This is a genomic window from Micromonospora trifolii, from assembly GCF_050516465.1.
Lineage (GTDB): Bacteria > Actinomycetota > Actinomycetes > Mycobacteriales > Micromonosporaceae > Micromonospora > Micromonospora trifolii.
Genome location: NZ_CP191526.1, coordinates 3862708 through 3876241, shown reverse-complemented (window position 1 = coordinate 3876241; position 13534 = coordinate 3862708). Strand labels below are relative to the sequence as shown.

Genomic DNA, 13534 nt, shown 5'->3' with positions numbered 1-13534 from the left:
TGGCCGGGGTGGGCGGCCAGGACGGGGAGGTGGGGCCGGGGGAAGCCGGAGGGTCGCCGCTCACAGGTCGAGCGTAGGCGATCCGGGCACCGGAGTGACGGCACGCAGGAAGCCTCGAGCGTCGAGGAAGTCGCCGAGGCTGCCCCGGTGCTGGGCGCAGGCCAACCAGGTCTTGCGCCGATCGGCGTCGTGCAGACGGGGATTGTTCCACTCCAGCGCCCAGACGGCGGCGGACCGGCAACCCCGGGCCGAACAGACCAGGGCCTCGTCGGCGGGGGAGGGGATGCTCATCCCGGCCAGTCTAGGGCGGCGGGACGGAGAGGTTGAGCGCCGGGCGACCACGGGGGGAGCCGCCCGGCGACGGGGTGAATCGTACACGCGGCGGGCCGGTCCGCGCATACCCGCGATGTGCGATTCGGCCGCTGGGGACGGCGCGGTCAAAATCGGCTTCTCCCCACCTCGACACTCAGCAAGGCGTGCGAGTCTTGATACCGCACGAGCCGCGACGACCGACAAACGCTGTGGAGGACCGGTGGCCCAGCCGACCATGCCCGACGCCCCGACGCCGAACGGAGCGGCACCTGCACCGGTGACCACGCCGGCGCAGGACGCCTCCCTGCTGGAGAAGGGCCTGTTCGAGATCAAACGTGTGATCGTCGGGCAGGACCGCATGGTGGAGCGGATGTTCGTGGCGCTGCTCGCGCGCGGTCACTGCCTGCTCGAAGGGGTGCCCGGGGTGGCCAAGACCCTGGCGGTGGAGACCCTCGCCAAGGTCGTCGGTGGGTCCTTCGCCCGGGTCCAGTTCACCCCGGATCTGGTGCCGGCCGACATCATGGGCACCCGGATCTACCGGCAGTCGAGCGAGAAGTTCGACGTCGAGCTGGGCCCGGTCTTCGTCAACTTCCTGCTCGCCGACGAGATCAACCGGGCGCCGGCGAAGGTGCAGTCCGCGCTGCTGGAGGTGATGAGCGAGCGGCAGGTGTCCATCGGTGGGGAGAGCCACCGGGTGCCGGACCCGTTCCTGGTGATGGCCACCCAGAACCCGATCGAGCAGGAGGGCGTCTACCCGCTGCCGGAGGCGCAGCGGGACCGGTTCCTCATGAAGATCGTGGTGGGCTATCCGACCGACGCGGAGGAACGGGAGATCGTCTACCGGATGGGCGTGACCGCTCCCGAGCCCACCGCGGTGTTCGACACCCCGGAGCTGATCGCCCTGCAACGCAAGGCGGACCAGGTCTTCGTCCACAACGCCCTGGTCGACTACGCGGTCCGGTTGGTGCTGGCCACCCGCGCCCCGGCCGAGCACGGCATGCCCGACGTCGCGCAACTGATCCAGTACGGGGCCAGCCCGCGCGCCTCGCTGGGTCTGGTCCGGGCCACCCGCGCCCTGGCGCTGCTGCGCGGGCGTGACTACGCGCTGCCGCAGGACGTGCAGGACATCGCGCCGGACATCCTGCGGCACCGGTTGGTGCTCAGCTACGACGCGCTCGCCGACGACGTGCCCGCCGACCACATCGTGCAGCGGGTGATGTCGACGATCCCGCTCCCGGCGGTCGCTCCCCGGCAGCAGGCCACCCCGCCGTCGATCGCGCCGCCGCCGGGCGCTGGCTGGCCCGGGCAGCGCCCGTGACCTCACCCACCCCTCGTCCGGCCCCCCTCGCCGACCGTAGCGAGGCCGTGCTGTCCCGGCTTCAGCTGCTCGTCACCCGCAAGCTCGACGGTCTGCTCCAGGGTGACTACGCCGGCCTGCTGCCCGGACCGGGCAGTGAGGCGGGTGAGTCCCGGGAGTACCGCCCCGGCGATGACGTGCGCCGGATGGACTGGCCGGTCACGGCCCGGACCACCACACCGCACGTGCGGCGTACGGTCGCCGACCGGGAGCTGGAGACCTGGCTCGCGCTGGACCTCTCCGCCAGCCTGGACTTCGGGACCGGGCAGTGGCTCAAACGGGAGGTCGTGGTGGCCGCCGCGGCCGCCATCACCCACCTGACCGTGCGCGGAGGTAACCGGATCGGCGCCGTGATCGGCACCGGTGGCGGGGCGTCCGCGCCGGCCCGACGCTGGCGGGGCGGACCACCGCCGTCCGGGCCCGGGGTGCTCACCCGACTGCCGGCCCGCTCCGGCCGCAAGGAGGCGCAGGGCCTGCTGCGTGCGGTCGCCGGCACCGCCATCCAACCCGGCCGTGGCGATCTGGGCGCCCTGATCGAGATGCTCAACCGTCCGCCCCGCCGTCGCGGGGTGGCAGTGGTGGTCTCGGACTTCCTCGCTCCGGCCGAGCAGTGGGCGCGGCCGATGCGCAAGCTGCGCGTCCGCCACGACGTGCTGGCGATCGAGGTGGTCGACCCGCGTGAGCTGGAGCTGCCCGACGTGGGCGTGTTGCCGGTGGTCGACCCGGAGAGCGGCGAGCTGCACGAGGTGCAGACCGCCGACCCGCGGCTGCGGCAGCGCTACGCCGAGGCCGCCGCCGCCCAACGGGCGACGATCGCCGCCGCCCTGCGCGGCGCCGGCGCGGCCCACCTGCGTCTGCGTACCGACCGAGACTGGCTGCTGGACATGGTGCGATTCGTGGCCGCGCAGCGGCACGCGCGTACCCGGGGGACGACACGATGATCCGTTTTCTGCAACCGTGGTGGCTGCTGGCTGTGCTGCCGGTCTTCGCCCTCGCCGCGTTCTACGTCTGGCGGCAGCTGCACCGCCGGGCGTACGCGATGCGGTTCACCAATGTGGACCTGCTGCGTACTGTCGCGCCGAAGGGGCTGGGCTGGCGTCGGCACGTCCCGGCGACCGCGTTCCTGCTCTGCCTGCTGGTGCTGGCCACCGCGCTGGCCCGTCCCGCGGTGGACACCAAGGAGCCGCTGGAGCGGGCCACCGTGATGCTCGCCATCGACGTGTCGTTGTCGATGCAGGCCGACGACGTGGCGCCGAACCGGCTGGAGGCGGCCCAGGAGGCGGCCAAGCAGTTCGTCGGTGAGCTGCCGGAGAGCTACAACCTGGGCCTTGTGTCGTTCGCCAAGGCGGCCAACGTGCTGGTGCCGCCGGGCAAGGACCGGGACGCGGTGACCAGCGCCATCGACGGGCTGGTGCTGGCCGAGGCGACCGCGACCGGTGAGGCGGTGTTCACCTGCCTGGAGGCGATCCGGTCGGTGCCGGCCGACGGTGCGGCGGGCATTCCGCCGGCACGGATCGTGCTGCTCTCCGACGGTTTCCGGACCTCGGGTAGGGCGGTGGAGGAGGCGGCGGCCGCCGCGCAGGCGGCCAACGTTCCGGTCTCCACCATCGCCTTCGGCACCGACACCGGCCAGGTCGACATCGGCGGGCAGTTACAGCGGGTGCCGGTGGACCGGTTGGCCCTCGCGGAGCTGGCCGAGACCACCGAGGGTTACTTCTACGAGGCGGCCTCGGTGAGCGAGCTGAAGCAGGTCTATCAGGACATGGGCAGCTCGATCGGGTTCCGCACCGAGCCGCGTGAGGTGACCCAGTGGTACGCCGGGGTGGCGTTGCTGCTGGCGCTCTGCGCGGGCGCGTTCAGTCTGCTCTGGTCGTCCCGGATGCTGTGAACGGTGCGCCGGCGGCGGTCGACGACCGCCGCCGGCACCAGCACGAGGCAGCGCCGGCCAGCGGTCAGCGACACCGCCGGTCCGGAGCGGTCAGTGACCGCCGCCGGCGAGCACGAAGACGATGGCCACCCAGACGGCGGCGAGGGTGAAGCCCAGCGGGGCGACGTAGCGGCTCATGACGGCTCCGGGTGGCGGCTGGACGGTCCGCGTGCGGGGGCGGACCGCAGGGGGTGGGGACGCGCACACGAAGTCGTGACCGGGCGGCTCCCGGCGACCGCCCGGGATCGGGCGGCGCGGCACACTCACCTCGGCGGCTGCCGACGTGGTGGGGAGCGGAGCGGGGTCAGCTCACCAGACTGAGTCGTGGCTCAGCGGGACTGACCATCGGCCCGGCCACGACTGGGAGGATCGCTATCTCGCACAGCGATCACCTCCTGCAAGTCGGGCGGGCCGGAACGTCGATGATCGTACACCCGCGGTACCGACGGAACGCACTCGGCCGACCGGCCGGCGACCCCTCCACCGCCCGGTCGGCGACGCCCTCCGCCACCAGCGTGTACGCCTCGCCGAAACGACCTCGGCTGACCCACCCGCACGACAGTGACCAGCACCACGGCGAGCAGCGGCAGCCAGCAGCAGCGCGCCAGCACCCACCCCGGGCCGTTCGGGGCGGTGTGCAGACCGGGCAGGGCCAGCCCGCCGCGTGCGGTGAGCGCGGTCACCGCCACCAGTACCGGCTGGTGCCACAGGTAGATCCGGACCGCGGACCGGTTCACCTCGGTCACCGCCCGGCCCGGCAGCGGCCGGGTCAGCAGCCGGTGCAGTGCCGGCCGGGCGAGCAGCCCCAACCCGACCTGGGTCACCGCCAGCGCCACGACCAGCAGCGACGGCGGATTCAGGTTGGACACCCCGGCCCCGGGCACGCCGACCGCGCTCACCGGGTAGCCCAATGCCAGCAGCGCCGCCAGCGCGATCGCCCCACCGGCCGCCAACGTGCCGCCCGCCCGCCGGCCGTCCAGACGCCCGTCGGCGTGCGCCACGCCCAGCAGGTACGGCACCGACCAGGCCGCCAGCACGGTGACCGGGGGCAGGTCGGTGCCGGCCGGCAGCAGCCGGACAGCCAGGTCGACCGCGGCCACCACGGCCACCGCCGGCGCCGCGCAGCGCGCCACCCCCCACCGGCGTACGGCGACGCGCAGCGGGCCGGTCACCGCGACCAGGATCACCAGCGGTAGCAGGAACCACAGCGGGCTGACCGCGAGGCGCAGCGCGACGGCGAGTGTGTCGTCCGAGGTGCCGACGACGGTGGCGGCGAGCAGCACGGCGGCCCCCACGCCGAGCAGCGCCACAGTGGGCAACAGCAGCCGCCGCAGCCGACCGGCCAGCCAACCGCCCGGGCTGCCCGGGTAACGGGCCAGCGACCGGGTCGAGCCGAACCCGGCGGTGAAGAAGAACAACCCGAGCGTCTGCAACACCCAGGTCATCGGGGCCAGGTCGGGCAGGGCGGTCAACGGACTCGCCTGGTGCAGCCCGCCGTCGCCGGTCAACACCAACCCGGTGACCAGCCAGTGCCCCAGCACCACCCCGCCCATGGCGTACGCCCGCAACGCGTCGACGGCGCGGTCCCGGCTCACCGGGCGTCCCCGATCCGGTCGACGTCGACGCCGCCCAGCACGACCGACGCCACCGCGACCAGCGCGGCGCTGCCCGACGCGAGATAACCGTCGTGCCCCGCCACCCCGCCCACCGGCAGGGGTCGGGCGCCGAACGCCGGATCGCCGGGTCGCCGGCCGAAGCCCAGGCCGGGTAGCCGCACCTGCGGTACCCGACGGATCCAGTCGGTCGACGCCTCGGCCGCCCAGAACCGCCGCCCGCCGGGCAGGTCGTCGGCGCGCTGCACCCCGGCGCCGACGCCGCCGAGGCTGACCACGTCGGTGACCTGGGTAGGGGCGTCCGCCGCCGCCAGCGACACCACCAGCGCCCCGTAGCTGTGCCCGACCAGCGTGATCGTCGCCGCCGGACGCCGCCCGGCCAGCTCCCGCAGCAGCGTGGCCAGCCCGGCCGCGCCGCGCCGGGCGCTGACGCCGCCTGCGGCGGTCAACACCCCGTCGGGCGGGTCGTAGCCGAGCCAGGCCAGCACCGCGACCCGCGCCGCCGGGTCGGTCGCCCGCAGCTCCCGGTAGAGCTGCCCGGCCTGCACCGCCGGCGCCCGCCGTGCCACCCCGCCCAACCCCCGGTCGAAGTCGGCGAGCGTGCTGCCGACCCCCGGCACCAGCACGACGATCCGGTCCGCGTCGGCGAGGTCGCCGAGCACCTCGACCGCGCGACCGTCACCGCGCTCGTCGAACAGCAGGAACCGGCGTCCGTCGGCCGCCCAGTCCGCGTACGGGGGGCCGGCCGCGCGCATCGCCGCCGCCATCACGGGGTACGCCTCGACGAACCCCGCCGCCGTGGCCGGCTCGGGTCGGCTCGGCAGAACCAGGTTCACGCCGAGCAGCGCGGCCATCGCCACCCGGCTGGCACCTCGTCGTCGCATCACGTTCTCCCTCCGGAATGTCGTCCGGAGGGAGAGTGCGCCCAGGGGCGGGGCCCGGTCGTCGTCCCGCAGAGCCGTTCCCGGGCTGGCTCCACGGGGCTACTCGCCGGCGGCCACCAGACCCGTCTCGTACGCCAGCACCACGGCCTGGGCCCGGTCGCGCAGGCCCAGCTTGGCCAGGATCCGCCCGACGTGCGTCTTCACGGTCTGCTCGGCCACCACCAGGTCACCCGCGATCTCCGCGTTGTTGCGGCCCCGGGCGATCAACCGCAGCACCTCGGTCTCACGCGGAGTGAGCCCCGCCAGGTCGGTGGGGCGCGGGCGGCGGCGGTCCGGACGGTTCGCGAACTCGGCGATCAACCGGCGGGTGACCCCCGGGGCGAGCAGCGCGTCCCCGGCCGCCACCACCCGCACCGCCTGCACCAGATCGGCCGCCGGGGCGTCCTTGAGCAGGAACCCGCTGGCCCCGGCGCGCAGCGCCTCGTACACGTAGTCGTCCAGGTCGAAGGTGGTGAGGATGAGCACCCGGGGTCGCTGCGTCGACCGGTCACCGAGCAGCTTGCGGGTGGCCTCCAGCCCGTCCATGACCGGCATCCGCACGTCCATCAGCACCACGTCCGGGTCGAGGTGGCGGGCGGCGGCCACTGCCTGCGCGCCGTCGGCGGCGTCCCCGACCACCAGCAGATCCGGTTGGGCGGCGAGCAGCGCGCCGAAACCCTGCCGGACCATCGCCTGGTCGTCGGCGATCAGCACCCGGATCATCGGTCCCCGCCCTCCGCGTCGTACGGCAACTCGGCCGCCACCGCGTAACCCCCGTCGGGCAGCGGCCCGGCGGTGAACGTACCGCCCAGCGAGGTGGCCCGCTCCCGCATGCCGGTCAGCCCGTGCCCGGAGCCGCCGTCGGCGGTCGGTCGGACGTCGGCCGGGGAGTTCTCGACGCGTACCCCCAGACCGGACCGGCCGGCGCGGACGGTGACCCGCACCGCGGCGCCGGCCGCGTGGCGGGCCGCGTTGGCCAGGCCCTCCTGGACGATGCGGTACGCGGCCAGCCCGACCGGCGCGGGCACCCGGTCGTCGTCCACCGGCTCGGCGTCCAGGGTCACCGGCAGCCCGGCCCGGCGTGCCGCGTCGACCATCGCGCCCAGGTCGGTCAGGTCCGGTTGCGGCGTGGTCTGCGGCCCGCTCGTCTCGCTGCGCAGCACCCCCAACAGCCGCCGCATGTCGGTGAGCGCGTCCCGGGCCGACGCGGCGATGGCGACGAACTCCGCGGCTGCCGGGGCCGGCACGTCCGTCAGCCGGTACGGGGCGGTCTCCGCCTGCACCGCGATCAGCGACATGTGGTGGGCCACCACGTCGTGCAGCTCCCGGGCGATCCGGGTGCGTTCCTCCAGCACCGCGCGGCGCTCCTGCTCGCGTTCGCTCAGCTCGGCCTGCGCCGCCAGCGCGTGCCGGGACAACCGGTTGCGGCGGATCAGGTCGCCGACGATCGCCAGCGCGCCGAGCATCAGCAGGACGGGGACCCGGTTCTCGGGATGGACCAGGGTGAGCACCGGCACCGTGCTGATCGTCACCACCCAGGCCAGCACCGGTCGGTCGACCCGTGCGACGACCACCGCCACCACCGCGATCGACCCGAGCGCCAGCGGCGGGGTCCACGGCCAGGCCTGGTCGGCTGGGGCGTTGAACGTGCAGATCAGCAGGGCCAGCACCGTCAGCCGCCAGGCCAGCAGCGGACGCCGGGGCAGCGCCAACAGCGGCGCCACCGTCATCGCCGCGAACAGGAGCGCGATCGGCGGTGGCAGGCCCCAGTCGCTCTCCACAGTCAACGTGATCAGGAAGAGACCGAGCGCGGCGAGCAGACCGACCGGCGCTGCGTAGCGGGCCGGTCCGGGCCAACGGGCCAGCAACGGCCGTTCGGTCCGGGCGTCCGGGCCGAGCACTGTCTGCCGCAGGGCCCCGAGGGCCACCGCGATCGGATGCCGGTTCACCACCCGGAGGCTACGGGCCGACCCCGCCACGAGGCGTGCCACCAGGGGTTGATCCCGGTGTCGTACCCCAGTGTGACGCGACTCCCGTTAGCGCTTACCTACCGGTAACGCCTAGGCTCCGACGCGTCCGTGCTGACCATTCGCAAGGGGGAACAGTGGCCCGTACCGTGCTGGTGACCGGGGGCAACCGGGGAATCGGCCTGGCCATCGCGCAGGCCTTCGCCAAGCAGGGCGACCGGGTGGCGGTCACCCACCGCAGCGGCGAGGCACCCGACGGGCTGTTCGGCGTCCGCGCCGACGTCACCGACGCCGCCTCGATCGACGCCGCGTTCGCCGCCGTCGAGGCCGAGCTGGGTCCGGTCGAGGTGCTGGTCGCCAACGCCGGCATGACCGCCGACACGCTGCTGCTGCGCATGACCGAGGAGCAGTTCACCGACGTGGTGAACACCAACCTCACCGGTGCGTTCCGCGTCGCTAAGCGGGCCTCCGGCAAGATGCTCCGCGCCAAGTGGGGCCGCATGATCTTCATCTCCTCGGTGGTCGGCCTCGCCGGCGGCGCCGGGCAGGTCAACTACGCCGCCAGCAAGGCCGGCCTCGTCGGCGTCGCCCGCTCCATCACCCGGGAGCTGGGCAGCCGCAACATCACCGCGAACGTGGTGGCGCCCGGCTTCATCGACACCGACATGACCGCCGGCCTCACCGACGACCGCAAGGCGGAGATCCTCAAGTCCATCCCGGCCGGCCGGATGGCCAGCCCGGACGAGGTCGCCGCCGTGGTCACCTGGCTGGCCTCCGACAGCGCCGGGTACGTCTCCGGCGCCGTCATCCCGGTCGACGGCGGCCTCGGCATGGGCCACTAACCCTTTTGACTACGGAGGAAATCTGCGATGTCCGGACTGCTCGCCGGTAAGCGGCTGCTCGTCACCGGTGTCATCACCGACGCCTCGATCGCCTTCTCGGTGGCGAAGCTCGCTCAGGAGAATGGCGCGCAGGTCGTGCTCACCGGCTACGGCCGGCTCTCCCTGGTCGAGCGGATCGCCAAGCGGCTGCCCGAGCCGGCGCCGGTCATCGAGGTGGACGTCACCAACACCGAGCACCTGGCCGGCCTCGCCGACCGGGTACGCGAGCACGTTGACGGCCTCGACGGTGTCGTGCACTCGATCGGCTTCGCCCCGCAGAGCTGCCTGGGCGGCGGCTTCCTCGACGCGCCCTGGGAGGACGTGGCGACCGCCCTGCACGTCTCCACCTTCTCGTACAAGTCGCTGGCCATGGCGGCGCTGCCGCTGATGTCGCCCGGCGGCGCGGTGGTCGGCCTGACCTTCGACGCGACGAAGGCGTGGCCGGTCTACGACTGGATGGGCGTGGCCAAGGCCGGCCTGGAGTCCGCGTCCCGCTACCTGGCGCTGCACCTGGGCAAGCAGGGCATCCGCAGCAACCTGGTCGCCGCCGGGCCGCTGCGCACCATCGCCGCGAAGTCGATCCCCGGCTTCGACCAGTTCGAGGACGCCTGGGCCGAGCGTGCCCCGCTGGGCTGGAGCCTCACCGACCAGGAACCCGCCGCGCGGGCCTGCCTGGCGCTGCTCTCCGACTGGTTCCCGGCCACCACCGGCGAGATCGTCCACGTCGACGGCGGCTACCACGCCATCGGTTCCTGACGCTGCGCCGTGACGCTCCCTGGTCACCGTCCGCGTGATCTACGCGTCCGGACCAGGGGGCGTCGCCGGGACGTCCCGGCCGAGGGGCAAGAATGACCCCATGTCGTACGACGCGGTGGTGCTGGTGTCCTTCGGCGGGCCCGAGCGGCCCGAGGACGTGATGCCGTTCCTGCAGAACGTGACCCGGGGCCGGGGTGTGCCTCCCGAGCGACTGGCCGAGGTCGCCGAGCACTACCAGCACTTCGGTGGGGTGTCCCCGATCAACCAGCAGTGCCGGGACCTGCTGGCCGCCGTCCGCGCCGACTTCGCCGCGCACGGTGTCGACCTGCCCCTCTACTGGGGCAACCGCAACTGGGACCCGATGCTCGCCGACACCGTGACCCAGATGCGCGACGACGGGGTCACCCGGGCGTTGGCCTTCGTCACCAGCGCGTACGGCGGCTACTCGTCCTGCCGGCAGTACCAGGAGGACATCGCCGCCGCCCGTGCCGCCGTCGGCCCCGAAGCCCCCGTGATCGAGAAGCTGCGTCAGTTCTGGGACCACCCCGGCTTCGTCGAGCCGCACGTCGACGCGGTCCGGGCGGCCCTGGGCCAGCTCGACCCGGCGAAACGGGACACCACCCGGCTGGTCTTCACCGCCCACTCCATCCCCAACTCGATGGCGGCCAACGCCGGCCCGCACGGCGGCCGGTACGAGGCGCAGCTGCACGAGACCGCCCGGCTCGTCGCCGCGGCCGCCGCACCCGACCTCGGGTACGACCTGGTCTGGCAGAGCCGCTCCGGCCCGCCGCAGATGCCGTGGCTGGAACCGGACATCAACGACCACCTGACCGCCCTCGCGCAGGGCGGCACCACAGCTGTGGTGGTCAGCCCGATCGGGTTCGTCTCCGATCACCTGGAGGTCGTGTGGGACCTGGACACCGAAGCGCTGGAGACGGCGAAGCAGCTCGGCCTGGACTTCGTCCGGGCCGGCACGCCGGGCACCGACCCGCGCTTCGTGACCATGGTGCGTGAGCTGGTCACCGAGCGGACCGACCCGGACGGCGCGCAGCTGCGCCGCCGCCTGGGCGAGCTGCCCATGTGGGACAGCTGCCCCACCGTCTGTTGCGTGCCGACCCGTCGCCCCTGACCTCTGAGGATCATCATGCATGACCGTAAGCCCGTGCAGAGTTGGCTGACCGACATGGACGGCGTGCTGGTGCACGAGGGCCAGCCGGTGCCCGGCGCGCCGGAGTTCATCAACCGGATGCGCGCCTCCGGCAAGCCGTTCCTGGTGCTGACCAACAACTCGATCTACACCCCGCGGGACCTGACGGCCCGGCTCAGCCGGATGGGGCTGGACGTGCCGGAGGAGTCGATCTGGTCCTCCGCCCTGGCCACCGGCCAGTTCCTCGCCGACCAGCGGCCGGGTGGCACCGCGTACGTCATCGGTGAGGCCGGGCTGACCACGGCGCTGCACGCCGTCGGCTACGTGCTGACCGACTTCGCCCCCGACTACGTGGTGCTCGGCGAGACCCGCACCTACAGCTTCGAGGCGATCACCAAGGCCGTCCGCCTGATCAACGACGGCGCCCGGTTCATCTGCACCAACCCCGACGTGACCGGCCCGTCCGTGGAGGGCGCGCTCCCCGCCGCCGGCTCGGTCGCCGCCATGATCTCCAAGGCGACCGGGGTCGAGCCGTACTTCGTCGGCAAGCCCAACCCGATGATGATGCGCTCGGCGCTCAACACCATCAACGCGCACTCGGAGAGCACCGCGATGATCGGTGACCGGATGGACACCGACATCCTGTGCGGCCTGGAGGCCGGGCTGGAGACCATCCTGGTGCTCACCGGGATCAGCAGCCGTACCGAGGCGGAGCGTTACCCGTACCGGCCGTCCCGGATCATCAACTCGGTCGCGGACCTGCTCGACGAGATCTGACCAGCCCCGGTCGCCTCCGTGCCGGCGGCGATCATGGATTGGTGCGGCGGTGCTGCGGCGTTCGTGGCGGTCTGGTCAGGGGCGCAGGGGAGCGTTGCAGGCGGCCACCAGCGCCTGCCGGCAGGCTGCGGTGAGTGGCCGCAGTGCCGCGTCCCGTTGCTGCGCCTCGTGGTTGTTGATCGCGCCGCCCGGGGCGGCGTGCCCGGCCAACGCCAGCACCCGGTCGAGCACCGCGGCCCGGGCGAAGAGCCGGCGGGCTCGCGGGTCGAAGCCCGGTGGCAGATCGGTGGTGCCGTCCGGGCGGCGCAGCGCGGCCAGCGCGCCGGCCAGCTCGGGCCGCCACTGGGCCACGTCGAGGCGGGTCAGCACGGCGGTCGTCTCGGCGAGCGCGGCGGCCAACTCGGCCTCCGCCTCGGCGGCACCGGGCAGTGCGAGTGAGGCGGCCGGCGCGTTGGCCGGCAGCGGGTAGACCCGCCAGAGCACCGTCTCGAAACAGTCTCCGGAGCCGGAGGTGTGCAGCCGCACCTGGGGAATCAACCCGAGCCCGCCGGCGACCACCGCCTCGCCCGTGACCAGCGCCGCACCGGCGAAGTCGCCGGGGCCGGGCAAACCCCTCGGGTCGCCCGGCGCGGGCAGCACCAGGCGGATCTCGTCCGGGGAGAGCTTGGCCAGGGTGGGCAGCGCGGCACCCAGCGGGACGTCGGTCCAGGTGCCCGGGGCGTCCGCGACGAGGTGTTCCTCGTCGCCGGCGATGGCGTCGGCGACCTCGTCGTACGGCACCAACCCGGCGCGCCACGCGCGCACCCAGGCAACGAACCGGCTGGACCGGCGCGGCGCGAGTGTGACCGCGCCCGTTGCGGGGGTGGACATGCCGAAAGGGTACGTGGTCACGACCGGCCCTGTCTCGGCTGCCGCTCCGGTCGCCCGGCCTGCCCCCAACTGCCCTGTTCGCCCCAATCCCCGCTCCCTGGCGCGGGTGTGTGGTCGGCGGTCGGAGCGCTGGGCGGTGTGTCGGGGAGTGAGGTCGGCGCGGGCTGGGGTTAGCGTGATCGACATGGCGGGGCGATACGGCGAGGACGTGTTGGCGGGCGACTGGCGACGGCGCAAGGTCACCCCCGAGGTGGACGCCGAACCGGATCTCGTGGTCGAGGACGCCGACTCCGGGTTCTGCGGCGCGGTGGTGGGCTTCGAGGCCGGCGCGGTGGTGTTGGAGGACCGGCACGGTAAACGGCGCAACTTCCCGCTGCTGCCGGCGGCGTTCCTGCTCGACGGCAGCCCGGTGACGCTGCGCCGCCCGACCCGCGCCGCGGTGCCGGCAGCCCGTCGGCGGACCGCGTCCGGTTCGGTCGCCGTGGAAAACGTCCGGGCCCAGGTGGCGAAGGCCAGCCGAATCTGGGTGGAGGGCATCCACGACGCCGCGCTGGTCGAGCGGATCTGGGGTGACGACCTACGGATCGAGGGCGTGGTGGTCGAGCCGTTGGACGGCATCGACGCTCTCGACGCCGAGGTACGCAACTTCGGCCCCGGCCCGACCCGACGACTTGGCGTGCTCGTCGACCATCTGGTGCCGGGCAGCAAGGAGAGCCGGATCGTCGCCCGGGTGAACTCGCCGCACGTGCTGGTGACCGGGCACCCCTACGTCGACGTGTGGCAGGCGGTCAAGCCGGCCGCGCTGGGCATCGCGGCCTGGCCGGTGGTGCCGCCGGGGCGGCCGTGGAAGGAGGGGGTCTGTGCGGCCCTCGGGGTGGCCGAGCCGGCCGACATGTGGCGGCACATCCTGTCCCGGGTGAACAGCTTCGCCGACGTGGAGACCCCTCTGATCAACGCCATGGAACGTCTCATCGACTTCGTCACCGAGCCGGCCTGACCGCCTG

15 protein-coding genes are annotated in these 13534 nt (G+C 73.5%); 8 read left to right on the top strand and 7 right to left on the bottom strand.

The annotated features are described in order from the left end of the window. Positions 1 to 60: 60 nt before the first annotated feature. Positions 61 to 291: a hypothetical protein gene (locus ACQRWP_RS17910; protein ID WP_238682140.1), complete on the bottom strand. Its 231-nt coding sequence runs from the start codon at positions 289 to 291 to the stop codon at positions 61 to 63. Positions 292 to 532: 241 nt separating this feature from the next. Between ACQRWP_RS17910 and ACQRWP_RS17905 the strand changes: the two genes are divergently transcribed. Genes ACQRWP_RS17905 through ACQRWP_RS17895 form a run of 3 tightly spaced genes read left to right on the top strand, consistent with a single transcriptional unit; the run spans position 533 to position 3557 of the window. Beyond that, on the top strand, positions 533 to 1630 hold the full coding sequence (locus tag ACQRWP_RS17905; protein ID WP_430496254.1) for an AAA family ATPase: 1098 nt from the start codon (positions 533 to 535) through the stop codon (positions 1628 to 1630). Beyond that, the gene (locus ACQRWP_RS17900; protein ID WP_112639301.1) at positions 1609 to 2610 is read left to right on the top strand and encodes a DUF58 domain-containing protein; all 1002 of its coding nucleotides are present in this window, start codon (positions 1609 to 1611) and stop codon (positions 2608 to 2610) included. The genes ACQRWP_RS17905 and ACQRWP_RS17900 overlap by 22 nt, the downstream gene beginning before the upstream one ends. After that, a complete protein-coding gene (locus tag ACQRWP_RS17895; RefSeq protein WP_430496252.1) occupies positions 2607 to 3557 on the top strand; it encodes a VWA domain-containing protein in 951 nt (316 codons plus the stop codon). Before ACQRWP_RS17900 ends, ACQRWP_RS17895 begins: the two co-directional genes overlap by 4 nt. Before the next feature lie 90 nt (positions 3558 to 3647). Here ACQRWP_RS17895 and ACQRWP_RS17890 read toward each other — a convergent pair whose 3' ends face one another. The 5 genes from ACQRWP_RS17890 to ACQRWP_RS17870 form a co-directional block, all read right to left on the bottom strand. Next, complete coding sequence (locus ACQRWP_RS17890) at positions 3648 to 3863, bottom strand: hypothetical protein (protein WP_196925116.1); 216 nt, start codon at positions 3861 to 3863, stop codon at positions 3648 to 3650. Positions 3864 to 3925: 62 nt separating this feature from the next. Beyond that, on the bottom strand, positions 3926 to 5191 hold the full coding sequence (locus ACQRWP_RS17885; protein ID WP_430496250.1) for an acyltransferase family protein: 1266 nt from the start codon (positions 5189 to 5191) through the stop codon (positions 3926 to 3928). Beyond that, complete coding sequence (locus tag ACQRWP_RS17880; RefSeq protein ID WP_430496248.1) at positions 5188 to 6093, bottom strand: alpha/beta hydrolase; 906 nt, start codon at positions 6091 to 6093, stop codon at positions 5188 to 5190. The genes ACQRWP_RS17885 and ACQRWP_RS17880 overlap by 4 nt, the downstream gene beginning before the upstream one ends. Positions 6094 to 6192: 99 nt before the next feature. Beyond that, the gene (locus tag ACQRWP_RS17875; protein ID WP_238682145.1) at positions 6193 to 6855 is read right to left on the bottom strand and encodes a response regulator; all 663 of its coding nucleotides are present in this window, start codon (positions 6853 to 6855) and stop codon (positions 6193 to 6195) included. Then, positions 6852 to 8081 (bottom strand): sensor histidine kinase, encoded by a 1230-nt coding sequence (locus ACQRWP_RS17870; RefSeq protein ID WP_430496247.1) that lies wholly within the window; start codon positions 8079 to 8081, stop codon positions 6852 to 6854. Before ACQRWP_RS17870 ends, ACQRWP_RS17875 begins: the two co-directional genes overlap by 4 nt. Before the next feature lie 155 nt (positions 8082 to 8236). On the opposite strand from ACQRWP_RS17870, the gene fabG reads away from it, so the two are divergent. From fabG to ACQRWP_RS17850, 4 genes are all read left to right on the top strand, one after another. Continuing rightward, positions 8237 to 8941 carry a 3-oxoacyl-ACP reductase FabG gene (gene fabG, locus ACQRWP_RS17865; RefSeq protein ID WP_430496245.1) on the top strand — a complete coding sequence of 235 codons (705 nt, stop codon included), beginning with the start codon at positions 8237 to 8239 and terminating at the stop codon, positions 8939 to 8941. A gap of 27 nt (positions 8942 to 8968) precedes the next feature. Continuing rightward, complete coding sequence (gene fabI, locus ACQRWP_RS17860; protein ID WP_091403861.1) at positions 8969 to 9736, top strand: enoyl-ACP reductase FabI; 768 nt, start codon at positions 8969 to 8971, stop codon at positions 9734 to 9736. A gap of 100 nt (positions 9737 to 9836) precedes the next feature. After that, the gene (locus tag ACQRWP_RS17855; protein WP_430496242.1) at positions 9837 to 10865 is read left to right on the top strand and encodes a ferrochelatase; all 1029 of its coding nucleotides are present in this window, start codon (positions 9837 to 9839) and stop codon (positions 10863 to 10865) included. A gap of 15 nt (positions 10866 to 10880) precedes the next feature. Next, positions 10881 to 11660, top strand: a complete 780-nt coding sequence (locus tag ACQRWP_RS17850) for an HAD-IIA family hydrolase (RefSeq protein WP_091403868.1) — start codon at positions 10881 to 10883, stop codon at positions 11658 to 11660. Positions 11661 to 11735: 75 nt separating this feature from the next. On the opposite strand, the gene ACQRWP_RS17845 is transcribed toward ACQRWP_RS17850, so the two are convergent. Then, positions 11736 to 12530, bottom strand: coding sequence for a hypothetical protein (locus tag ACQRWP_RS17845; protein ID WP_430496241.1), 795 nt, complete (start codon positions 12528 to 12530; stop codon positions 11736 to 11738). A gap of 184 nt (positions 12531 to 12714) precedes the next feature. On the opposite strand from ACQRWP_RS17845, the gene ACQRWP_RS17840 reads away from it, so the two are divergent. Continuing rightward, positions 12715 to 13527, top strand: a complete 813-nt coding sequence (locus ACQRWP_RS17840) for a DUF3097 domain-containing protein (protein ID WP_430496239.1) — start codon at positions 12715 to 12717, stop codon at positions 13525 to 13527. The last annotated feature ends 7 nt before the right edge of the window (positions 13528 to 13534 follow it).

Bases quoted from the DNA above. Each gene is read 5' to 3' on its own strand.
- ACQRWP_RS17910 (WP_238682140.1), bottom strand. From the start codon at position 291: ATGAGCATCCCCTCCCCCGCCGACGAGGCCCTGGTCTGTTCGGCCCGG.
- ACQRWP_RS17895 (WP_430496252.1), top strand. From the start codon at position 2,607: ATGATCCGTTTTCTGCAACCGTGGTGGCTGCTGGCTGTGCTGCCGGTC.
- ACQRWP_RS17880 (WP_430496248.1), bottom strand. From the start codon at position 6,093: ATGCGACGACGAGGTGCCAGCCGGGTGGCGATGGCCGCGCTGCTCGGC.
- ACQRWP_RS17875 (WP_238682145.1), bottom strand. From the start codon at position 6,855: ATGATCCGGGTGCTGATCGCCGACGACCAGGCGATGGTCCGGCAGGGT.
- fabI (WP_091403861.1), top strand. From the start codon at position 8,969: ATGTCCGGACTGCTCGCCGGTAAGCGGCTGCTCGTCACCGGTGTCATC.
- ACQRWP_RS17855 (WP_430496242.1), top strand. From the start codon at position 9,837: ATGTCGTACGACGCGGTGGTGCTGGTGTCCTTCGGCGGGCCCGAGCGG.
- ACQRWP_RS17850 (WP_091403868.1), top strand. From the start codon at position 10,881: ATGCATGACCGTAAGCCCGTGCAGAGTTGGCTGACCGACATGGACGGC.
- ACQRWP_RS17845 (WP_430496241.1), bottom strand. From the start codon at position 12,530: ATGTCCACCCCCGCAACGGGCGCGGTCACACTCGCGCCGCGCCGGTCC.
- ACQRWP_RS17840 (WP_430496239.1), top strand. From the start codon at position 12,715: ATGGCGGGGCGATACGGCGAGGACGTGTTGGCGGGCGACTGGCGACGG.